General features: G+C 44.4%; 19 protein-coding genes. 10 read left to right on the forward strand and 9 right to left on the reverse strand.

The genetic code is table 11. The annotated features are described in order from the left end of the window. Positions 1-17: 17 nt before the first annotated feature. The 7 genes from sfsA to panC all read left to right on the forward strand — a co-directional run bounded on the left by sfsA (position 18) and on the right by panC (position 6,118). On the forward strand, positions 18-776 hold the full coding sequence (gene sfsA / locus ACED25_RS07185) for a DNA/RNA nuclease SfsA (protein WP_009847580.1): 759 nt from the start codon (positions 18-20) through the stop codon (positions 774-776). Positions 777-911: 135 nt separating this feature from the next. Continuing rightward, entirely contained in the window at positions 912-1,358 is a 447-nt protein-coding gene (dksA, locus tag ACED25_RS07190; RefSeq protein ID WP_009847581.1) for an RNA polymerase-binding protein DksA, read from the forward strand. A 147-nt stretch (positions 1,359-1,505) separates the two neighbouring features. Further along, a complete protein-coding gene (gene gluQRS, locus ACED25_RS07195) occupies positions 1,506-2,408 on the forward strand; it encodes a tRNA glutamyl-Q(34) synthetase GluQRS (protein ID WP_371694977.1) in 903 nt (300 codons plus the stop codon). A gap of 156 nt (positions 2,409-2,564) precedes the next feature. Continuing rightward, positions 2,565-3,920, forward strand: a complete 1,356-nt coding sequence (gene pcnB, locus ACED25_RS07200; RefSeq protein ID WP_041472901.1) for a polynucleotide adenylyltransferase PcnB — start codon at positions 2,565-2,567, stop codon at positions 3,918-3,920. Continuing rightward, positions 3,917-4,402, forward strand: coding sequence for a 2-amino-4-hydroxy-6-hydroxymethyldihydropteridine diphosphokinase (gene folK, locus ACED25_RS07205; protein WP_017103848.1), 486 nt, complete (start codon positions 3,917-3,919; stop codon positions 4,400-4,402). The genes pcnB and folK overlap by 4 nt, the downstream gene beginning before the upstream one ends. A gap of 22 nt (positions 4,403-4,424) precedes the next feature. Beyond that, positions 4,425-5,219: a 3-methyl-2-oxobutanoate hydroxymethyltransferase gene (gene panB / locus ACED25_RS07210; protein ID WP_012604733.1), complete on the forward strand. Its 795-nt coding sequence runs from the start codon at positions 4,425-4,427 to the stop codon at positions 5,217-5,219. 8 nt (positions 5,220-5,227) lie between these two features. Then, positions 5,228-6,118, forward strand: coding sequence for a pantoate--beta-alanine ligase (gene panC, locus ACED25_RS07215; protein ID WP_009847586.1), 891 nt, complete (start codon positions 5,228-5,230; stop codon positions 6,116-6,118). Between the two features lie 170 nt (positions 6,119-6,288). Here panC and ACED25_RS07220 read toward each other — a convergent pair whose 3' ends face one another. The 3 genes from ACED25_RS07220 to ACED25_RS07230 form a co-directional block, all read right to left on the reverse strand. Beyond that, on the reverse strand, positions 6,289-7,059 hold the full coding sequence (locus tag ACED25_RS07220; RefSeq protein WP_009847587.1) for an ABC transporter permease: 771 nt from the start codon (positions 7,057-7,059) through the stop codon (positions 6,289-6,291). Between the two features lies 1 nt (position 7,060). Beyond that, on the reverse strand, positions 7,061-7,978 hold the full coding sequence (locus tag ACED25_RS07225) for an ABC transporter ATP-binding protein (RefSeq protein WP_009847588.1): 918 nt from the start codon (positions 7,976-7,978) through the stop codon (positions 7,061-7,063). Positions 7,979-8,300: 322 nt separating this feature from the next. Continuing rightward, a complete protein-coding gene (locus ACED25_RS07230; protein ID WP_029223085.1) occupies positions 8,301-9,932 on the reverse strand; it encodes a SulP family inorganic anion transporter in 1,632 nt (543 codons plus the stop codon). 286 nt (positions 9,933-10,218) lie between these two features. Here ACED25_RS07230 and can point away from each other — a divergent pair, with 286 nt between their 5' ends. Continuing rightward, entirely contained in the window at positions 10,219-10,878 is a 660-nt protein-coding gene (gene can, locus ACED25_RS07235) for a carbonate dehydratase (RefSeq protein WP_009847590.1), read from the forward strand. Between the two features lie 95 nt (positions 10,879-10,973). On the opposite strand, the gene hpt is transcribed toward can, so the two are convergent. Then, positions 10,974-11,504 (reverse strand): hypoxanthine phosphoribosyltransferase, encoded by a 531-nt coding sequence (gene hpt / locus ACED25_RS07240; protein WP_009847591.1) that lies wholly within the window; start codon positions 11,502-11,504, stop codon positions 10,974-10,976. Between the two features lie 337 nt (positions 11,505-11,841). On the opposite strand from hpt, the gene ACED25_RS07245 reads away from it, so the two are divergent. After that, entirely contained in the window at positions 11,842-12,447 is a 606-nt protein-coding gene (locus tag ACED25_RS07245; protein WP_012604737.1) for a LuxR/HapR/OpaR family quorum-sensing transcriptional regulator, read from the forward strand. Positions 12,448-12,836: 389 nt separating this feature from the next. On the opposite strand, the gene lpdA is transcribed toward ACED25_RS07245, so the two are convergent. From lpdA to ampD, 5 genes are all read right to left on the reverse strand, one after another. Then, positions 12,837-14,264 carry a dihydrolipoyl dehydrogenase gene (gene lpdA, locus ACED25_RS07250; protein WP_004735450.1) on the reverse strand — a complete coding sequence of 476 codons (1,428 nt, stop codon included), beginning with the start codon at positions 14,262-14,264 and terminating at the stop codon, positions 12,837-12,839. Positions 14,265-14,506: 242 nt separating this feature from the next. After that, positions 14,507-16,393 carry a pyruvate dehydrogenase complex dihydrolipoyllysine-residue acetyltransferase gene (gene aceF, locus ACED25_RS07255; RefSeq protein ID WP_102249154.1) on the reverse strand — a complete coding sequence of 629 codons (1,887 nt, stop codon included), beginning with the start codon at positions 16,391-16,393 and terminating at the stop codon, positions 14,507-14,509. A 26-nt stretch (positions 16,394-16,419) separates the two neighbouring features. After that, on the reverse strand, positions 16,420-19,083 hold the full coding sequence (gene aceE / locus ACED25_RS07260) for a pyruvate dehydrogenase (acetyl-transferring), homodimeric type (RefSeq protein ID WP_371694980.1): 2,664 nt from the start codon (positions 19,081-19,083) through the stop codon (positions 16,420-16,422). A 62-nt stretch (positions 19,084-19,145) separates the two neighbouring features. Further along, positions 19,146-19,907 (reverse strand): pyruvate dehydrogenase complex transcriptional repressor PdhR, encoded by a 762-nt coding sequence (pdhR, locus tag ACED25_RS07265; RefSeq protein ID WP_009847596.1) that lies wholly within the window; start codon positions 19,905-19,907, stop codon positions 19,146-19,148. A gap of 482 nt (positions 19,908-20,389) precedes the next feature. After that, complete coding sequence (ampD, locus tag ACED25_RS07270) at positions 20,390-20,989, reverse strand: 1,6-anhydro-N-acetylmuramyl-L-alanine amidase AmpD (protein ID WP_102249156.1); 600 nt, start codon at positions 20,987-20,989, stop codon at positions 20,390-20,392. An 83-nt stretch (positions 20,990-21,072) separates the two neighbouring features. Here ampD and nadC point away from each other — a divergent pair, with 83 nt between their 5' ends. Next, a complete protein-coding gene (gene nadC, locus ACED25_RS07275; protein WP_102249157.1) occupies positions 21,073-21,963 on the forward strand; it encodes a carboxylating nicotinate-nucleotide diphosphorylase in 891 nt (296 codons plus the stop codon). The last annotated feature ends 82 nt before the right edge of the window (positions 21,964-22,045 follow it).

The following is a 22,045-nucleotide window of genomic DNA, read 5'->3' on the forward strand; positions in this document are numbered from 1 at the left end:
CTCTCTAAATAAGTAATATGCACTTCAATCCTCCATTAGAGCCAGCGACTCTTATTAAACGCTATAAACGCTTTCTCACTGACATCCAACTTCCAGACGGCAGCGAGCGTACTATCCACTGCGCTAACACCGGAGCGATGACAGGATGTGCGACTCCTGGCAATACGGTGTGGTACTCAACGTCAGACAATGCAAAAAGAAAGTACCCAAACAGCTGGGAGATCTCAGAAACAGACAAAGGTCACCGTATTTGTGTAAATACTGCGCGGGCAAACCAGCTAGCGGTGGAAGCAATTGAAAATGGGACTATAGTTGAACTCTTAGGTTATAACGCGTTACGAACCGAAGTGAAATATGGCAGTGAGAATAGTCGCATTGATATTCTGCTTGAAGATAACGAAAAGCCGCCTTGCTATATCGAAGTAAAAAGCGTCACTTTGCTCGACGAAGAAGTGTCAACTAAGCAACAAATATCAACTAAACAACAAGCGTCGACCGAAGGGCAAGGTTTTTTCCCTGATGCAGTAACAACTAGAGGCCAAAAACATCTGCGAGAACTCACAGAAATGGTCGAATCTGGAAGTAGAGCCGTACTTTTATTCACTGTTTTACATTCAGGCATTGAAAAAGTGTCTGCGGCACACCATATAGACGCCAAATATTCGTTATTACTAAAACAAGCACAAGACGCTGGAGTTGAAGTTCTTTGCTATAAAGCAGAGCTCAGCAGTACTCAAATACAACTAAAACAAGCCGTTGAATTTATCAATAGCTAAGCAAAAATGCTGAACTATTCACATTGATTGCAAGTTTTAACAAGAGTATTTGCCACCATTCGTTCTTTCTGCTATAGATACCCGCCTTAAAATTAGCTGCTTTGCAGTTGACTAGGTGTAAATAGGAGATGCTGTATGCCAGAATCTAAGAAAAAAGCGCTAGGCATCCTAGCCATCGCAGGTGTTGAACCGTACCAAGCAAAGACAGGTGAAGAGTACATGTCACCTGAGCAAACGGAACATTTTACAAAAATTTTATCAGCTTGGCGCAACCAGCTCAGGGAAGAAGTTGATCGTACTGTGCACCACATGCAGGACGAAGCAGCGAATTTTCCAGATCCTGTTGACCGAGCTTCTCAAGAAGAAGAATTCAGCCTAGAGTTACGTAACCGTGACCGTGAGCGCCGTCTTATCAAGAAAATTGAGAAGACACTAGATAAGATCGAAGAAGACGATTTCGGCTTCTGCGACTCTTGCGGTGTCGAGATTGGTATTCGTCGTCTTGAAGCTCGTCCAACTGCTGACCTTTGTATTGACTGTAAAACACTTGCAGAGATCAAAGAGAAACAGATGCAAGGTTAATTCTTGCGGATGTAAAGAAAGGGAGCTTTGGCTCCCTTTTTTGTTTGTTCTAAAAAGCGGGTTATATCGTTGTTGATAGCGATAAACTAATCGCCAAACGTCTTAAGAATCGGCTACTGCGGTACCATCAAGATTAGGTTTTCACTTATGAATTATATCGGACGCTTTGCACCATCACCGTCAGGTCCTCTTCATTTTGGCTCACTGGTTGCTGCTCTTGGTAGCTACTTTCAAGCGAAATCTCACCAAGGACAATGGTTAGTTCGTATGGAAGACCTAGATCCACCAAGAGAAATGGCTGGCGCTGCAGACCTCATTCTTAAGACGCTTGAGGCTTACCACCTGTATTGGGACGGTGAAGTCGTTTATCAAAGCCAGCGTCATGACCTATATCAAGCTCAAATTGATCAATGGGTCACTGACAATCAGGCCTACTACTGTCAATGTACCCGTAAGCAGATAAAGTCCTTGGGTGGGTTTTATAGTGGCCACTGCCGGGACAAAGGTTTGGTTGATTCAGGCGAACAGGCGGTGCGCTTGTGCATGGACTTTCCCATCGAGTCCTTTGACGATGTTCGTCACGGCACTATTCAAATTCCCAAAGCATTGGCTGAAGAAGATTTTATTATCAAACGCAGAGATGGGTTGTTTGCCTATAACTTGGCAGTTGTCCTTGATGACATCGAACAAGGGGTAACAGAAGTCGTTAGAGGTGCAGATCTGATAGAACCAACAGGTCGACAAATCAGTTTGTATAAGACGCTCAAGCAAAAAAACGTGAGCTACTTGCACTTACCATTGGCAACCGATGGCTTGGGGAATAAACTGTCAAAACAAAATCATGCCACCGCGATAGATCTCGACAACCCAAAACCGACGTTAATCAATGCGATGCGATTCTTAGGTTTTGATATCCCGAATGCTCTTTTCGAAGCGTCAATGGATGAAGTTTTATTGTGGGGCTGCCAGCAATGGAACGTCAATCAGTTACCTGATAGTTTACAAAAAGAGCACAGCAATGAGTTCGAAACTAACGGCAAATCGCAATAACGATACATAAAAATACCCTAACAAATACCTGTGACTAAGCAGACGATGTTCTCAAATGGCTCGCGCTAAGCTATTATTAGCCGCAATTAAACTCTGCACTACCACTTTGGACTAAGAGAAAAACAAAGCTGGCGATACCTACTTTGTTATAAACTAATGAATACAAACGACAATACCCCAAGCGAACAACGCGGATTCCACGAATTAGCTCTGAATATTTATACTCGTCAAGAGCACAATATTTCACGCAAGCAGATCAGCGACAATGCACTTAAAGTGTTATATCGCCTGAATGGTGCGGGTTTTGACGCATTTCTAGTCGGTGGTGGTGTACGCGACATCTTATTAGGCTCTCAGCCAAAAGATTTTGATATCGCGACCAACGCAACGCCAGAGCAAATCAAGCACCTATTCAGAAACTGTCGCCTTATCGGTCGACGTTTTCGCTTGGCACATATCATGTTTGGTCGTGACATCATTGAAGTAGCAACTTTCCGTGGTCACCACCAAGAGCCATCGAAAAACGTTTCTGCGCAATCTGACGAAGGTATGTTGCTACGCGATAACGTGTACGGCAATGTTGATGAAGATGCAGAACGTCGTGACTTCACAATCAATGCGATGTACTACAACATTGCAGACTACAGCATCCACGATTACGCGGGTGGGGTAGAAGATTTAGAAGATAAGCTGATCCGCCTGATTGGCGACCCAGAAACGCGTTACCGCGAAGACCCAGTACGCATGCTACGTGCAATGCGCTTCGCCGCTAAACTGGATTTTGATATTGAGGAAGATACAGCCGACCCAATTGAAGAGTTAGCACACCTTCTAAAAGATATCCCAGCAGCGCGCCTTTACGAAGAGTCTCTAAAATTACTGCAATCAGGTCACGGTTTAGAAACCTACCACTTGATGCGTGAGTACAACCTGTTCCAGCAGATGTTCCCTTCCGTAGCGGAGCACTTCACAGAAGGCTACGACTCACATACCGAGCAAATGCTTGATTTGGTACTCGACTCGACTGACCTTCGCATCGAAGATGGCAAGCGAGTAAACCCCGCGTTTATGTTTGCTGCAATGCTTTGGTACCCAATGAACAAGTTGGCAGACAAGCTTGTCGCTGAACAGGGTATGGCGCACTACGATGCGATCATGGAAGCAAGTAACATCATTCTTGATCGACAAGTAAAATCAATTGCGATTCCTCGTCGCCATACCGCAACCATTCGCGAAGTTTGGCAACTGCAACTACGACTGCCTCGCCGCAACGGTAAACGTGCCGTTCGCCTGATGGAACTCAATAAGTTCCGTGCTGGCTACGATTTCCTAGAAATGCGTGGCGAAATTGAAGGTGGCGAAACCAAAGAACTCGCAAAATGGTGGGAGCGTTATCAGACAGCAGGACGCAATATGCGTCAAGCGATGGCTAATGACGTAGCAGCACCATCAAAGTCGGGTCATCGCCGCCGTAAGACTTACAGGAACAAAAAGAGTAAGCAATCAGAATGATAACGGCTTACATTGCGGTCGGCAGTAATCTTGCCGACCCCGTTAGCCAAGCAAACTTGGCTATCGAAACGCTAAAGAATCTTCCGCGAACAACGTTTGTTGCGACCTCACAGCTATATAGTAGCACTCCAATGGGGCCGCAAAACCAACCCGACTACATCAACGCGGTAGTAGCAATTAGAACAGAATTAACGCCAATTGAACTGCTTGATTGCACTCAAAAGATCGAGCAAGAGCAAGGGCGCGTCCGTAAAGACGAGCGTTGGGGGCCAAGAACCTTGGATCTCGATATCGTGTTATACGGCAATGAGGTGATCGATTCAGAGCGCTTAACCGTTCCTCATTACGGAATGAAAGAAAGAGAATTTGTGCTCTACCCGCTTGCTGAAATCGCACCAAGTTTACAACTCCCTGATGGGACTGAGCTGACAGAACTACTAAAAATAGTAGATAAGAACGGGCTCAATGTTTGGCAGCAATAGCCAAGCGCATTAAGGAAAATCAATGAAAAAAGTAACCATTAACGACCTAATCAAGTGCAAACAAGAAGGCCGTAAATTCGCGACGTCGACAGCTTATGATGCGAGCTTTGCTCAATTATTCGAAAGCCAAGATATGCCAGTTCTACTTGTCGGTGACTCACTTGGCATGGTTCTACAAGGTCGTAACGATACATTACCAGTAACCGTTGAAGATATTGCTTACCATACTCGCTCAGTACGTGCCGGTAGCCCAAACTGTCTTCTTATGGCTGACATGCCATTCATGAGTTACGCCACACCAGAGCAAGCCTGTGAGAACGCAGCAACCTTAATGCGCGCTGGTGCGAACATGGTGAAAATCGAAGGCGGAAGCTGGTTGATTGAAACTGTGAAGATGCTAACAGAACGTGCTGTACCAGTATGTGCACACTTAGGCTTAACGCCTCAATCGGTAAACATTTTTGGCGGTTACAAAGTTCAAGGTCGCGACAACGAGCAAGCCGATAAAATGGTTGCTGATGCGCTAGCGCTACAAAATGCAGGTGCTCAAATCGTTCTTCTTGAATGTGTACCAGCTTCATTAGCAAAAAGAATTACAGAAGCTTGTGACGTACCGGTTATCGGTATCGGCGCAGGTAATGTTACCGATGGTCAGATCTTGGTTATGCATGACATGTTCGGTATTTCTGCGAACTACATGCCGAAATTCTCTAAGAATTTCCTAGCTGAAACAGGTGATATGCGTAAAGCCGTCGCTCTATACAAAGAAGAAGTAGAGAGCGCACTTTTCCCTGATGATGCTCATACAATCGCTTAGGAGTAACTATGCAAACTTTTGCTGAGATAGCGGCTCTTCGTGAGCAGATTAAACAGTTTAAGCGTGATGGACGTACGGTTGCTTTTGTCCCAACAATGGGAAACCTACATGAAGGTCACCTAACTCTGGTCAAGAAAGCTCGTGAACTGGCTGACATTGTTGTTGTAAGCATTTTTGTTAACCCAATGCAGTTTGATCGCGCCGACGACCTAAATAACTACCCTCGTACGTTAGAAGCCGATTTAAACAAACTAACAGGAGAAGGTGTTGAGTTAGTCTTTACGCCAACACCAGAGGTTATGTACCCAGATGGATTGGACAAACAGACGTTTGTTGAAGTCCCTGGTATATCTCATATGCTTGAAGGTGCCTCTCGCCCAGGTCATTTCCGCGGTGTATCAACAATTGTCACGAAACTGTTTAATATCGTTCAGCCAGACTTTGCATGCTTCGGTGAGAAAGATTTCCAACAACTTGCTGTGATTCGCCAGATGACAACTGACTTAGCGCTAGACATTGAAGTTGTGGGCGTAGCGACTGTTCGTGAAATGGATGGTTTAGCCATGAGCTCTCGCAATAGCAACCTAACGATTGACGAACGTCAGCGAGCTCCAGTTCTAGCGCGCACTATGCGTTGGATCAGCAGTGCTATTCGTGGTGGTCGTGATGATTACGCGTCTGTCATTGAAGATGCAACAGACCAACTACGCGCAGCAGACCTGCAACCGGATGAAATATTCATTTGTGATGTAAAAACGTTACAAGCGATCACTTCAGAATCGACTCAAGCAGTGATTCTAATGTCGGCTTTCCTAGGTAAGACTCGTCTTATCGACAACCAAGTTTTAGATTTGGTCACGGAAACGAAAGAAGAAGTGAAAGAAGAAACTGCTGAGTAATCGCTTTCTTCTCTTTACGTAAACCAGGTTCTACCGCAAAGCACAAATGAAAAACATAAAAAAGGTCGATGTAATATCGACCTTTTTCTTTGCCTGCGATTCAGGATAATTAATAGCTCCTAGATAACTAATAGATCCTGGATAACTAATAGCTCTTGGATAACTAAAAGTTAACTACGTAAGCCGATCCCCTTTGTAACTAAGTAATGTGCAATGCCATACAGCACGACAATAAACACACCTAGTACGCCAAACGACGTCACAATACCCACATCAGACACACCCAAAAAGCCATATCTGAACGCGTTTACCATATACACGATAGGGTTCAACTTCGATACACCTTGCCAGAATTCAGGCAATAGACTGATCGAGTAGAAAACACCACCGAGATACGTCAGCGGCGTTAAAATGAAGGTTGGGATAATAGAAATATCATCAAACGTACGTGCGAATACCGCGTTGATCAAACCACCCAGAGCAAACACAACCGACGTGAGAAATACCGTCGCAATGATCACGCCCCAGTGGTCGACTTGAAGGTCAACAAAGAACAGCGATACAAAGGTGACGATAGTGCCCACTAACAAGCCACGCACCACGCCGCCCATTACGAAGCCGGCGATAATCACGTAGTTAGGAACAGGTGCTACAAGCAGCTCTTCAATGTTCTTCTGGAATTTGGCACTAAAGAACGATGAAGCAACGTTGGAATATGAGTTGGTGATCACCGACATCATGATCAGACCGGGCACAATGTATTCCATGTAGCTAAAGCCGTTCATTTCACCAATACGCGCACCAATCAGGTTACCGAAGATGATGAAGTAAAGCGTCATGGTAATCGCTGGCGGTACCAGAGTTTGCACCCAGATACGCGTGAAGCGATTGATCTCTTTGGTCAACAAGCTGCAGAAAGCGGTCCAATATAGGCTGTACATATTATTTATTCCCCTCACGGACGATACTCACAAATAGCTCTTCTAGGCGGTTTGCTTTGTTACGCATAGAGAGAACTTTTACCTGCTGCTCACTCAATTGATCAAAGATGGTATTCAAACCTCGATTCTTGTCGATTTCGATTTCTAGCGAGCCATTAACCATCACTTGGCTATTCACACCTTCAAGTTTAGGTTCAGTCGCACCCTCTTCAAGATCAAGAATAAAGGTCTCGGCACTCAACTTACCCAACAGCGACTTCATTGTGGTGTTCTCAATCAACTCACCACGATTGATGATACCAATGTTACGACACAGCATTTCCGCTTCTTCTAGATAGTGCGTAGTCAAAATAATGGTGATGCCCTGCTTCTCGTTGATCTCCTTGAGGAATTCCCACATTGAACGACGCAATTCAATATCAACACCCGCCGTTGGTTCATCAAGAATCAACAAATGAGGCTCATGCATCAGTGCACGCGCGATCATCAAACGACGCTTCATACCGCCAGATAAGTTACGCGCACGTTCGCCACGCTTTTCCCACAAATCGAGCTGAGATAAGTACTTTTTAGCGCGTTCTTTAGCAAGAGCTTTCGGTACACCGTAGTAACCGGCTTGTTGTAGCACGATCTGCTCAACCGTTTCGAACGGGTTAAAGTTAAACTCTTGCGGGACTAAACCTAAGTTCAACTTCGCTAGCTCCAGATCGGTATCAATGTCGTAGCCAAACACTTTCACCTTGCCTGACGTTTTATTAACCAGTGAAGAGATAACACCAATGGTGGTGGATTTACCCGCACCATTTGGGCCAAGTAGTGCGTAAAAGTCGCCTTTTTCTACTTGTAAACTCACGCCCTTAAGAGCCTCAAAGCCCCCTGCATAAGTTTTTCTTAGTTGCTCAATTTCTAATGCATACATAGAGATAGACTGCCATTTGCTATAGATAAGATGTTGATGGCCGAATTTGAGGAAGAGAGTAATGCTTAATACGAGCTAGCAGAAAACTAACTCAAACTTGTTTACTCGGCCATTTTGCAAACAAGTTTATCGTTGATTAACGATTAATACAAATACCGAGTGAGGCTTTCTTTCGAAAGCGAACAAGAATATTAGGTACGTAAAGAGCAATTCAGTGTTCAGTAAACATAAAAAATGCCGTTAAGTTATTAACTTAACGGCATTAATCACCAATACTATATTTGGCGTCTATAACTGATTCATGTGAAATTATTGCTGAAGATTAAACCGAGTCAAATTGATGTTCATCTCTATCAACATAGCTTGTTGCAGCTGTCAGGGCTTCATATCTGAATCGATAAGTATTGGATTCAGGTACAAGGTCAATCACATGGAATTTTTCTAATTGCTGACGAGTATTCTCATTAGGACACAATAAGTACACTTCACACTGCGCATCTAGGGCATCTTTAATCGCATTTTCTAGCGCTAAGCCAACGGTAACATCAATCATAGGCACATCAGTTAGGTCTAAGATCATCGCTTCATAATCAGAAATGCTCGAGTGTTGACGTGAAATCGCTTTTGAAACACTGAATATCATCGGCCCAGAAAGGTAGAAGAACAGCACTTTACCATTGGCACTATCCAGTAACTGACGTTCACTGTCAGTCAATGGGATATCGTCTTCATCATCGCCATCACTGATCGCCTTAACTTGTCTAGCTTGCTCTCGACTTAGCCTTTCAATGATCAGAATGTTTGAGATAAAAACGCCCAGCCCGACCGCAATAATTAGATCAACGAATACGGTTAATAACATCACACCGTACATGACACCCATGCCGGCATAACTCACCTTGTGTGCGCGCTGAATAAAACTCCAATCAAGGATGTTGAAACCGACATACATCGCGATACCAGCCAACACAGCCATAGGGATCGGTTCTGTTAAGCCTCCCGCAACCAATACCACTAGCGCAAGCACCAAAGCACGAATAACACCAGAAAGCGGAGAACGAGCCCCTACCTGAATGTTGGTCACGGTGCCCATGGTTGCGCCCGCACCGGGTAGCGCACCAAACAGACCAGAAATCATATTCGCAATGCCTTGGCCACGAAGTTCTTTGTCTGAATCATGCTCTTTACGAGTCAATGAATCTCCGATAACCGCAGTCAAAAGCGTATCAATACAACCAAGAGTACCTAGCACCAAAGCATCGATAACCATTGTGGTGAATTGCTCAGAGCTGATAGTCGGAATAACAAGAGAAGGTAAGCCTGCGGGAATTTCACCAATACGGCGAATAGAATCGGTATCAAAGATAATAACGGATAAGAGCGTTACAGCCACTAAAGCGACCAATTGAGCGGGCACATACTTACGATATTTAGCAGGAAAACCGAAAAGGATACCAAGCGTTAACACCCCCAAAAACAGCTCACTGACTTTCAGATTTGCTAGCGTATCAGGAAGTGCCGAAAGTGTGCCCATCACTCCGCCAGAAGGGGCTGCGTGCCCTAGCAAAGGAGAAAGCTGCAGAATGACAAGAATCACGCCGATACCGGACATAAAGCCAGATATCACGCTATATGGCATCAAAGTGACGTACTTTCCTAGCTTTAATGTACCGAGTAATATCTGAAAAGCACCCGCCATCATTACCACGGTAAAGGTCATTGCCATCCCGGTTTCAGGGTACTTGGCCACCATGCTGGTCATTACTGCCGTCATGATCACTGTCATCGGCCCGGTAGGCTCTGATATCAAGCTGCTTGAGCCACCAAACAATGCCGCAAATAGGCCCACCATGATGGCGCCCCAAAGGCCAGCTTCCGCGCCCGCACCAGAAGCGACACCAAATGCCAACGCTAAAGGCAATGAGATGATGGCTGTAGTTACACCGCCAAACATATCTCCTTTGAGATTGATATCCGTAAAACGACTTCCAAACAAAACACACCTTCCTGATGATGAAATGACAAACCTTATCACTTTAACAAATGTATCAACGGTTCAGAAAGTGTTAATTTAATCACACTATTCGTCTCTTATATTCGGATTATGCCTTTTACGCTAAGTTAATGATTTTAACGACTAGTACACGTCAGATGAGTACTATTTGACACAGTTTTTACAAGATTGAATTTGTAACATTGTGTATAGTTAGAGTTCTTAATTAAGGGATGTAAGACGCAAAATGCCAGAGATTAAACAGCTTTTTGAAAACAACTCTAAATGGTCAGAAGAAATTCGCTCTCAACGACCAGAGTATTTTACAACGCTTGAAGAGGGTCAAAGCCCTGGTTTTCTATGGATAGGCTGCTCAGATAGCCGCGTTCCGGCCGAGCGTCTCACTGGTTTGTATTCTGGCGAACTGTTTGTTCACCGAAATGTCGCTAATCAAGTAGTTCATACCGACCTAAACTGCTTATCAGTAGTGCAATACGCTGTCGATGTACTCAAAGTGAAACACGTTATTGTTTGTGGTCACTACGGCTGTGGCGGTGTTAACGCAGCGATAGATAACCCTAAACTGGGTCTTATCAACAACTGGCTACTCCACATACGCGATAACTATCTTAAGTACCGTAAGCAAATTGAATCTCTGCCTCGTGAACAATGGGGTGACAAGTTATGCGAAATTAACGTTGCAGAACAAGTCTACAATCTTGGTAACTCGACCATCATGCAAAGCGCATGGGAACGTGGACAAGATATTGAAATCCACGGTGTGGTTTATGGTATTGGTAATGGCAAGCTGCAAGATCTTGGTGTTCGTTGCTCAAGTAATGATACTTTAGAAAACAGCCACTTAGCGGCACTTGATAAAATCCTATCGTCTCCAATCCTAGGTTAATTCTTAACGTCTAACCAATAGATATAAGAAAGAATAGATATAAGAAAGGCTCGCGTTTTGCGAGCCTTTTTTGTTTGTGTTCAACAGAGTCGTTATTACTCTTGAGGTACAACTTTACCGATATACGGTAGGTGACGATATTTTTGTGCGTAGTCGATACCCACACCAACAACGAATTCATCTGGGATTTCAAAACCAATCCACTTTGTGTCTACAATAACTTCACGACGAGAAGGCTTGTCTAATAACGTACAAATTTCGATAGATTTAGGACCACGCAGGCTCAGAATTTCTTTTACTTTAGTCAGCGTGTTACCAGTATCGATAATGTCTTCTACAAGTAGAACATCTTTACCTTGGATGTCATCATCAAGGTCTTTCAAAATACGAACATCACGTGAGCTTTCCATGCCGTTGCCGTAGCTAGAGGCTGTCATGAAATCCACTTGGTGAGTTAAATCGATAGCACGAGCAAGATCCGCCATAAAGACAAAAGATCCGCGCAATAAGCCAACTAAAACTAGATCTTCGCTACCTTGGTAGTGCTCCGTGATCTGCTTGCCTAGTTCGTTCACTCGATCCTGAACTTCTTGCTCAGAGATCATGACTTCAACTGTATGCTTCATACTGCTCTCATTTTATTTGGTGATTGCGACGAATGTTGACACTTTCGTCAGTTGTGTCGCTCAATTTTGTGCGTAAGTCTAGCACTGCTCAAATACCCACACCACCTTATGGTTCGAATTTACTGTTAGATTCTCAATGAAATGTGCATTGGTGCGTTATCCAATACTCGCATCCTTTCACATCAACACTGATCACGCTTTATGTATCAAGTTTGATGTAACTGTCTATAAAACAAGCACAAGGGATTGACCATTCACATATGCACCATTACACTCATCTTGGCTTAAATAATAATAAAATCATTAATATAAAAATTCGTTGGCAAGGAAAAACAATATGGACTCAATAACGAAGAGACCTAGAACTAGGCTTTCACCCTTAAAAAGAAAACTTCAATTGATGGAAATCGCACTTGAAGTATTCTCTCGCCGTGGCATTGGCCGCGGTGGACACGCTGATATTGCCGACATCGCTCAGGTGTCAGTAGCAACAGTATTTAACTACTTCCCTACCCGTGAAGATCTGGTTGATGAAGTACTTAACCACGTTGTTCGTCAATTCTCGAACTTCCTTTCAGACAACATTGACCTAGATATTCACGCAAAAGAAAATCTACATAATATTGCGACTGAAATGGTGACGTTAGTGGCTCAAGATAGCAATTGGTTAAATGTATGGTTCGAATGGAGTGCATCAACTCGCGATGAAGTGTGGCCTCTGTTTGTAACCACTAACCGCACTAACCAGATGTTAGTACAAAACATGTTTAGCAAGGCGATTGAACGCGGCGAAGTCTGTGACGATCACGATCCTAAACATCTAGCAAATCTATTCCACGGCATTTGCTACTCGCTATTCATCCAAGCGAAACGTGTAGATACGCAAGAAGAACTTTCGACCTTGACGGATAGCTACTTGAACATGCTGTGCATTTATAAGTAGATTCGATCTTCGAACAAAACTAAAGGGTTGGCTTTTACGCTAACCCTTTTTTATTTCCTCTCACCTAATCAGATTCCCTATTCCTTCCTTCGTCACTCTAAAGAATGACGGATATAAAGAACCACTACGCTTAACTTCATCGTCACTATAAACGACAGACAAAAAAATTAATCAGACACTAAAGCCTGAGCTTCCCTATTCCTTCCTTCGTCACTCTAGAGAATGACGGATATAAAGAACCACTACGCTTCACTTCGTCATCCTCAAGAGCGAGGGAGGAGCGAGTTGGGGATCTCTTACAAGCATGACGACCATCTTTTCTTCAGACATAAAAAAACCGCTGACGAATCAGCGGCTTTTAAAAACATTAGCGAGTGGCTAAAGAAGAATTATTTCTTCTTTTTTACTGCTTTTTTGTTTGGAAGGTCAGTGATTGAACCTTCGAATACTTCCGCAGCTAGACCAACAGACTCGTGTAGAGTTGGGTGAGCGTGGATAGTCAGTGCGATATCTTCTGCATCACAACCCATTTCGATTGCTAGGCCGATTTCGCCAAGAAGTTCACCACCGTTAGTACCAACAACAGCACCACCGATTACGCGATGAGTATCTTTATCGAAGATCATCTTAGTCATACCGTCAGCACAGTCTGAAGCGATTGCACGACCAGAAGCAGCCCAAGGGAAAGTAGCAACTTCGTAGTTCAGGCCTTCCGCTTTCGCTTCTTTCTCAGTCTTACCTACCCAAGCAACTTCTGGCTCAGTGTACGCAATTGATGGAATTACTTTAGGATCGAAGTAGTGCTTCTTACCAGAGATAACTTCAGCAGCTACGTGACCTTCATGCACACCTTTGTGAGCAAGCATTGGTTGACCAACAACGTCACCGATCGCGTGGATGTGAGGAACGTTAGTACGCATTTGCTTATCAACATTGATGAAACCACGCTCATCAACTTCGATACCCGCTTTTTCAGCGTCGATAAGTGCACCGTTTGGAACACGACCGATAGCAACAAGAACAGCATCGTAGCGCTCAGCTTCAGCTGGTGCTTTTTTGCCTTCCATTGAAACGTAGATACCATCTTCTTTCGCTTCAACAGCAGTAACTTTAGTTTCAAGCATTAGCTTGAACTTGTTCTTGATGCGTTTAGTGAAGACTTTAACGATGTCTTTATCCGCAGCTGGGATAACTTGATCGAACATCTCAACAACTTCAACTTTAGAACCTAGAGAGTGGTAAACCGTACCCATCTCAAGACCGATGATACCGCCGCCCATGATAAGCAGTTTTTCTGGTACTTCGTTTAGTTCTAGTGCATCCGTAGAATCCCAAATGCGTGGGTCTTCATGTGGGATGAACGGAAGTTTGATTGGGCGAGAACCCGCTGCAATGATTGCATTATCAAAGTTAATTGTTGTCGTTTCTTCGCCAACAACTTCGATGCTGTTAGGACCAGTAAACTTACCGAAACCGTTAACAACAGTAACATTACGCATCTTAGCCATACCGCCAAGACCGCCAGTCAGTTGATCAACTACTTTGTCTTTCCAGATACGAACTTTGTTGATGTCCGTTTGTGGCTCGCCGAATACAACGCCGTGCTCTGCCATCGCTTTTGCTTCTTCAATTACTTTAGATACGTGAAGAAGTGCTTTTGATGGAATACAACCAACGTTTAGACATACACCACCAAGAGTGCTGTAACGTTCAACTAGTACTGTTTCTAGACCTAAATCCGCACAACGGAATGCCGCTGAGTAGCCAGCAGGACCTGAACCAAGTACAACAACTTGGGCTTTAATTTCTTTGCTCATTGTGACCTCTTGTAGTCATTATCCCTAACAGGCTGAGTAGATGTTCTTAAAATTATTGGGCTTTCAAACAGGAAACATTTTACAGAGATGTTAACAGTGTGAAAGTAGCTTTAAGTTAGCCTGTGAGCTAGACAACAATTCCCCCGCAGTTTATGAGAAATGCCGGAAACTGTTCTCTAAAAATAGTCTTTATATAAAGAATTAAGGTGACCCGAAAGTCACCTTAATAATTACTTTCTCAATTACAGTACTAGACGACGAATGTCAGATAGTGCGCTGTTTAGGAAAGTAATGAAGCGTGCACCTTCAGCACCATCGATCACACGGTGATCGTATGATAGAGACAGTGGAAGCTGTAGACGTGGTTGGAACTCTTTGCCATTCCAAACTGGCTTAATTTCAGACTTAGATACACCTAGGATACCTACTTCTGGAGCATTTACGATTGGAGTAAATGCAGTACCGCCAATACCACCAAGGCTAGAGATTGTGAAACAACCGCCTTGCATGTCTGCCGCTGTTAGCTTACCAGAACGTGCTTTCTTAGAAACAGCCATTAGCTCTTCAGATAGCTCGTAAATGCCTTTCTTGTTCACGTCTTTGAAGACAGGAACAACTAGGCCGTTTGGTGTATCAACAGCGATACCCACGTTTACGTACTTCTTAAGAATGATGCTTTCGCCATCTTCAGAAAGAGAAGAGTTAAACGCTGGGAATGCTTCTAGCGCTTTAGCAACAGCTTTCATGATGAACACAAGTGGAGTGATCTTCATGCCAGTGTCTTTCTTCGCTTCGATTGCGTTCTGTTCTTTACGGAATGCTTCTAGCTCAGTGATGTCTGCGTTGTCCCACTGTGTAACGTGAGGGATCATTACCCAGTTACGGTGCAGGTTAGCGCCAGAGATCTTCTTAATCTTAGAAAGCTTCTGAACTTCAGTTTCGCCGAACTTGCTGAAGTCAACTTTTGGCCAAGGTAGTAGACCAAGAGCAGAACCATCGCCGCCTTTGCCAGATGCTGCTGCACCAGACTCAAGACGCTTAAGTGCATCTTTAACGTAAGACTGAACGTCTTCTTTAAGTACGCGACTCTTACGACCAGTACCTTTAACTTTCGCTAGGTTTACACCGAATTCACGAGCTAGACGACGAACAACTGGAGATGCGTGAGCGTACTCGCCGTTCTCTTGGAAGTCGCCAGCTACTGGAGCTACTGCTTCTGCTTTAGGTGCAGGTGCTGCTGCCGGAGCTGCTGCTTGTGCTGGAGCCGCTACTGCTACTGGAGCTGCGCCTTCAACAACAAAAGTCATGATTGAAGAGCCTGTTGACACTTTGTCACCAGCTGCAATCTTGATTTCTTTTACTGTACCAGCGAATGGTGCAGGCACTTCCATTGAAGCTTTGTCGCCTTCAACAGTAATTAGAGATTGCTCTTCTTCTACTGTATCGCCAACCGCTACCATGATTTCAGTAACTTCTACTTCGTCACCACCGATATCAGGAACGTTCACTTCTTTCTCAGCAGATGCTGCTGGAGCCGCTGCAACTGGTGCCGCCGCTGGAGCAGGAGCTGCTGCAACTGGAGCGCCAGAGCCTGCCACTTCAAATACCATCACTAGAGAACCAGTAGATACTGAATCACCAGAAGCGATCTTGATTTCTTTAACGATACCAGCGAATGGTGCAGGAACTTCCATTGAAGCCTTGTCACCTTCAACAGTAAGAAGAGATTGCTCTTCTTCTACTGCGTCGCCGATAGCTACCATGATTTCAGTTACTTCAACTTCATCACCGCCGATATCTGGAACGTGAACTTCTTTAAGCTCAGCCGCCGCTGCTGGAGCAGCTGCAACAGGTGCCGCCGCTTCAACTGCTGGCGCAGCCGGTGCTGCTGCAGCACCTTCCGCTTCGAAGATCATGATAAGAGAACCAGTAGAAACAGAATCACCTTCTGAAATCTTGATTTCTTTAACGATACCCGCTTGAGACGCAGGAACTTCCATTGAAGCTTTGTCCCCTTCAACAGTGATCAGTGACTGTTCTTCTTCAACCTTGTCGCCAACGTTTACAAGAATCTCAGTTACTTCAACCTCGTCAGCACCGATGTCTGGTACATTAATTTCGATTGTCATTGTATTTACCTACCTTAATGCCAGTCTTATGCGTATTGCGGGTTAATTTTGTCTGCGTCGATGCCGAATTTAGCAATTGCTTCAGCAACTACTGATTTCTCAACATCACCACGTTTAGCCAGTTCAGTAAGTGCTGCAACAACAACGTAGCCTGCATTTACTTCGAAGTGACGACGTAGGTTTTCACGGCTGTCTGAGCGACCGAAACCGTCAGTACCAAGTACTTTGTAAGACTCAGAAGGCATGAATGCACGTACTTGCTCAGCGTAGTTCTTCATGTAATCCGTAACTGCGATTGCAGGTTCGTTACCAAGAACAGTTGTGATGTAAGGTACTTTCTCTTCAGCTTCTGGGTGAAGCATGTTGTCACGCTCTACCGCTTGGCCGTCACGAGTCAATTCATTGAACGACGTTACAGAGAATACATCAGATGCTACGCCGTACTCTTCGCTCAGGATCTTAGCGGCTTTACGCGCTTCGTTCATGATAGTACCAGAGCTCATTAATTGAACCTTAGACTTAGAACCAGCGTAAGACTCAAGCTTGTAGATACCTTTACGGATGCCTTCTTCAGCGCCTTCTGGCATTGCTGGCATTGCGTAGTTCTCGTTCATTACTGTTAGGTAGTAGTAAACATTCTCTTGGTTCTCACCGTACATGCGACGGATACCGTCTTGCATGATTACCGCTAGCTCGTAAGCAAACGTTGGGTCGTAAGAGATACAGTTAGGTACTGTGTTCGCCATGATGTGCGAGTGGCCATCTTCGTGCTGTAGACCTTCGCCGTTTAGCGTTGTACGGCCTGCAGTTGCACCAAGTAGGAAACCACGAGCTTGTTGGTCACCTGCTAACCAAGCCATGTCACCAATACGTTGGAAACCGAACATTGAGTAGTAGATGTAAAACGGAATCATCGGTAGATCGTTTGTGCTGTATGAAGTTGCAGCTGCAACCCATGAAGCCATAGAACCTAGTTCGTTGATACCTTCTTGAAGGACTTGACCAGAAGTCGCTTCTTTGTAGTAAGAAACGATGCCTTTATCTTCAGGCGTGTAGTCTTGACCGTGTGGGTTGTAAATACCAACCTGACGGAATAAACCTTCCATACCGAATGTACGAGCTTCATCACAGATGATAGGAACAATGTTCTTACCAATGTTCTTATCTTTAAGAAGGATGTTAAGCGTACGTACATAAGCCATCGTTGTAGAGATATCACGCTTCTGTTCACCCAGTAGAGGTGCGAATGCGTCTAGCTCAGGAACTTTGAACTCTTGCGTGAATTTTGGCAAACGCTGAGGAGTGTAACCTTGTAGTGCTTTACGACGAGCATGTAGGTATTCGTACTCAGCAGAACCTTCTTCCAGTGTTAGGTAAGGAAGCTCAGATACTTTCTCATCAGAAAGGATGTCTTGTAGGCCTAGACGGTCACGTAGGTATTGTACGTGAGTCATGTCCATCTTCTTAACACCGTGAGCGATGTTCTTACCTTCTGCAGCTTCACCCATACCGTAACCTTTAACTGTCTTAGCTAGGATTACTGTTGGTTTGCCACCTGTCTCTTTTGCATTGTTGAATGCAGCGAACAGTTTAGAAGAGTCGTGACCACCACGTTTCAGTTCGAAGATTTGGTCGTCAGTCATGTCTGCAACTAGTGCAGCTGTTTCTGGGTACTTACCAAAGAAGTGCTCACGTACGTATGCGCCATCTTTAGATTTGAATGTTTGGTAGTCACCATCGATAGTTTCATTCATTAGCTGAAGAAGCTTACCAGTCGTGTCTTTAGCTAGTAGAGAATCCCAGTTGCTACCCCAGATAACTTTAACAACGTTCCAACCTGCGCCTTTAAATAGGCCTTCAAGTTCTTGGATGATGCTACCGTTACCCATTACAGGGCCGTCTAGACGCTGTAGGTTACAGTTGATTAGGAAACATAGGTTGTCTAGCTTCTCACGCGCAGCGAAAGAGATAGCACCACGTGATTCTGGCTCATCCATCTCACCGTCACCTAGGAACGCGTATACACGCTGACCTGAAGTATCTTTCATGCCACGACATTCAAGGTACTTAAGGAAGCGCGCTTGGTAGATAGCAGAGATAGGGCCTAGACCCATAGATACTGTAGGGAACTGCCAGAACTCAGGCATCAGTTTAGGGTGCGGGTAAGAAGGGATACCTTTACCATCAACTTCTTGACGGAAGTTATCTAGCTGCTCTTCAGTTAGACGACCTTCAACGAATGCACGAGAGTAGATACCTGGAGAGATGTGACCTTGGTAGTAAACTAGATCGCCACCGTCAGTCTCGTTTGGAGCACGGAAGAAGTGGTTGAAACATACTTCGTAGAACGCTGCTGCTGACTGGTAAGAAGCCATGTGACCACCAAGGTCTAGGTCTTTCTTAGAAGCACGCAATACAATCATGATTGCGTTCCAGCGAATAATCGAACGAATACGACGCTCAAGAGTTACGTCACCAGGGTAAGCTGGCTCTTGTGCTGCTGGAATTGTGTTGATGTAGTTCGTGTTGATGCCTGTAGCCATATCAACACCATCTAAACGCGCTTTATCTAGAACTTGTTCTAGTAAAAACTGTGCACGTTCTACACCTTCTTCACGTACTACTGACTCAAGAGCTTCTAACCAATCTTGAGTTTCCAGAGCATCAACGTCATGCTTCATGTCAGACATGGCGATCTATCCTTTTTGTTAGTTGGATTCTACTAAACACGTAAAAAGCCGAAGTATTACGACTATTTACCCTGTTGGATTCGACGTAAAGAACGTTCGCGGCGCGATTCTTCTTTGGTCAAATCCATCAATGTTTCTTCGATGTAAGCTAAATGAGAGTGTGACATTTCACGCGCCTGTTCTGGCTGTCCTGAAACGATCGCATCTACAATGTTAGCTCGATGTATACTCACTTTCTCCACAACGTCTTTACGACGATGCAACAGTTTTAAATTTTCTAAGACGTTTTGTTCGAGTAACGGAGCCAAGCTACGAACAATGTGCAATAACACCACATTGTGCGCTGCCTCTGTTAAAGCAATAAGAAAAGCCATCACAGCTGCAGACTCGGCTTCAATATCACCCTTATCTTGCGCACCGCGAATTTTTTCTTGGCATGCTTGAATTCGAGCAAAGTCTTCATCAGTACCACGTAATGCCGCGAAGTAAGCCGAAATCCCTTCCATCGCATGACGCGATTCCAACAAGTCTAGTTGGGTTTCAGAATGGGAGGACAACAAATTAAGCAAAGGATCTGAAAAGCTTTTCCAGATATTTTCGCTAACAAACGTACCTCCACCTTGACGGCGAGTAAGCAAGCGTTTTGCTTCTAAACGTTGTATCGCTTCTCGGATTGAAGGACGAGACACATCGAACTGTTTCGCCAGTTCACGCTCAGGCGGCAGCTGCTGCCCTGGAGCCAGTGTTCCTTCCACTATCAACCTTTCTAACTCTTGTTCGATAACGTCCGAGAGTTTTGGCTGACGAATCCTTTGATAAGCCATAGTTTGTTGTTCTTCTTTTTCTTCGCTGACAATTGGTATTACCAATTTTAAGTTGGGCAGAAATTAACATAATTAAAACGCCACTGTCCAGACTAAAATTGACCTGAATCATAGAACACAGCACGAATTAACCGTGATTTAACAAATGAAATTTAAAACAGCAACCAATTTGGTCTTACCATTTACAGGGGTAATACTTTTGGGGAGTATCCGTGCTAGAAAGTTTCAGGATAAAAATGGATTGTTTCAGAAAAATGAGTGCCACTTGATTAAAAATCAAACCAAGCGCACATTAGAGGTAGAAATCCTGTTCATAATTTTTAATATTAGATCGTTTGATAAGCTCGTCACACTCTCGATTTATTGACGCCCTCCCCCTAACCACTTTATTTACATCGCAACAACAAAAATTCACAAGTGATTATGCCTGGCGTTGACTATTCAACCACCAGCAACAATAAAAGCATCTTCAATAATGAGGCTTAAACCTTGAGCTCGCCTTTAAACTTCTGCCAGTCGAAAACCAAACCAGGGTCAGTTTTTCGTAGCGGGGCTATATATTGATGACCAGTGATACGTTCGGTGGTTATTTGAGGGAAAGTCGATACGATCGTTTCTGTTAATCGAGTAAGCGCTTGGTACTGCAGCTCTGTATAAGCGATAAAGTCGCTTCCTTCTAGTTCAATACCAATCGAATAGTCATTACACCTTTCACGGCCGGCAAAGCTGGACTGGCCAGCGTGCCAAGCTCTATCAAGGAACGAAACAAACTGCACAACCTCACCATCACGACGAATCAAGCAGTGTGCAGACACACCCATTTGGTGAATCACCTGAAAAAATGGATGCTCTTCTGGGTCAAGTTTGCCCGTAAAAAACTGTTCGATGTAAGGCCCACCAAATTGCCCCGGAGGTAAACTAATGTTGTGAACCACCAGCAGAGAGATATCGCAGACACTAGGTCTAACATCAAAATACGGGGAAGGAACATGCCGAGCGTTGTCATACCATCCGTTGGAGCTGATCGTCATCTTGGTCTCACTTTCTTTTCTGCTAGCACAATAAGATGTGACCTTACCCATAGAGCAGTCACGCTAGCCTCTTTAATTTGAAGTTAAGCAAGAGTATCATTCCATTCCCACTCCCTTTCAAGATTAGATTTGCGATGAAAAACACACATAACAGCCACCAACGCCTTGATTACTTAAAAGAGCAACTGCCGCTAGAGATCACTCGCGCAGTCGCTGAGACCATCAAAGAAGATCTAGGTGGAACGTTAGATCCAGCGGCTGATATTACGGCAAGTCTAATCCCTGCAGACGCAATCAACAGCGCAACCATCATTACCCGTGAGCACGGTGTGTTCTGTGGTAAAGCTTGGGCTGATGAAGTGTTTAAGCAATTGGGCGGTGAAGTCACTATCGAGTGGAACGTAGAAGACGGTGACAAGGTTGAACCAAACCAAACACTTTGCACGCTAGCAGGCCCTGCTCGCGCACTTTTAACCGGTGAGCGTAACGCAATGAACTTCATTCAAACACTATCAGGTTGTGCGACGGCGACAGCAATCTACGCTGACAAAATCAAACACACAGAATGCCGCCTATTAGACACGCGTAAAACAATTCCAGGCCTTCGCAGCGCACTAAAATACGCTGTGGCTTGTGGTGGTGGCTTCAACCACCGTATTGGTGTTTTCGATGCCTACCTAATCAAAGAAAACCATATCATCGCATGTGGTGGCATTGAGAAAGCGATCTCGACAGCAAAAGAGCTTAACCCGGGTAAGCCAGTGGAAGTGGAAACAGAAAGCCTAGCAGAGCTAGAGCAAGCGATCAGCGCCGGTGCAGACATCATCATGCTAGATAACTTCACCACTGACATGATGCGTGAAGCCGTTAAAATTAACGCAGGTCGTGCAGCACTAGAAAACTCAGGTAACGTGACTTTAGATACGATTGCAGAGTTCGCTGAAACGGGTGTCGATTACATCTCAGTGGGTGCACTGACTAAGCATCTAAAAGCAATGGACCTTTCAATGCGATTCAAAGCTTAATCTCATAGTTCTATCAATCACTTAACTTCTAGGCATGGCAATCAGCCATGCCTTTTTATTGCTTTTATTATCAGTATATCAA

Origin of the sequence: Vibrio sp. 1F263, from assembly GCF_041439035.1 — a bacterium.
Lineage (GTDB): Bacteria > Pseudomonadota > Gammaproteobacteria > Enterobacterales > Vibrionaceae > Vibrio > Vibrio tasmaniensis_A.

Coding starts and splice junctions, on each gene's coding strand:
- ACED25_RS07225 (WP_009847588.1), bottom strand. CDS start 7,978: ATGTATGCATTAGAAATTGAGCAACTAAGAAAAACTTATGCAGGGGGC.
- panB (WP_012604733.1), top strand. CDS start 4,425: ATGAAAAAAGTAACCATTAACGACCTAATCAAGTGCAAACAAGAAGGC.
- sfsA (WP_009847580.1), top strand. CDS start 18: ATGCACTTCAATCCTCCATTAGAGCCAGCGACTCTTATTAAACGCTAT.
- ampD (WP_102249156.1), bottom strand. CDS start 20,989: ATGGGTAAGGTCACATCTTATTGTGCTAGCAGAAAAGAAAGTGAGACC.
- ACED25_RS07245 (WP_012604737.1), top strand. CDS start 11,842: ATGGACTCAATAACGAAGAGACCTAGAACTAGGCTTTCACCCTTAAAA.
- pcnB (WP_041472901.1), top strand. CDS start 2,565: ATGAATACAAACGACAATACCCCAAGCGAACAACGCGGATTCCACGAA.
- aceF (WP_102249154.1), bottom strand. CDS start 16,393: ATGACAATCGAAATTAATGTACCAGACATCGGTGCTGACGAGGTTGAA.
- ACED25_RS07220 (WP_009847587.1), bottom strand. CDS start 7,059: ATGTACAGCCTATATTGGACCGCTTTCTGCAGCTTGTTGACCAAAGAG.
- aceE (WP_371694980.1), bottom strand. CDS start 19,083: ATGTCTGACATGAAGCATGACGTTGATGCTCTGGAAACTCAAGATTGG.
- panC (WP_009847586.1), top strand. CDS start 5,228: ATGCAAACTTTTGCTGAGATAGCGGCTCTTCGTGAGCAGATTAAACAG.
- pdhR (WP_009847596.1), bottom strand. CDS start 19,907: ATGGCTTATCAAAGGATTCGTCAGCCAAAACTCTCGGACGTTATCGAA.
- lpdA (WP_004735450.1), bottom strand. CDS start 14,264: ATGAGCAAAGAAATTAAAGCCCAAGTTGTTGTACTTGGTTCAGGTCCT.
- nadC (WP_102249157.1), top strand. CDS start 21,073: ATGAAAAACACACATAACAGCCACCAACGCCTTGATTACTTAAAAGAG.
- folK (WP_017103848.1), top strand. CDS start 3,917: ATGATAACGGCTTACATTGCGGTCGGCAGTAATCTTGCCGACCCCGTT.
- can (WP_009847590.1), top strand. CDS start 10,219: ATGCCAGAGATTAAACAGCTTTTTGAAAACAACTCTAAATGGTCAGAA.
- hpt (WP_009847591.1), bottom strand. CDS start 11,504: ATGAAGCATACAGTTGAAGTCATGATCTCTGAGCAAGAAGTTCAGGAT.
- gluQRS (WP_371694977.1), top strand. CDS start 1,506: ATGAATTATATCGGACGCTTTGCACCATCACCGTCAGGTCCTCTTCAT.
- dksA (WP_009847581.1), top strand. CDS start 912: ATGCCAGAATCTAAGAAAAAAGCGCTAGGCATCCTAGCCATCGCAGGT.
- ACED25_RS07230 (WP_029223085.1), bottom strand. CDS start 9,932: ATGTTTGGCGGTGTAACTACAGCCATCATCTCATTGCCTTTAGCGTTG.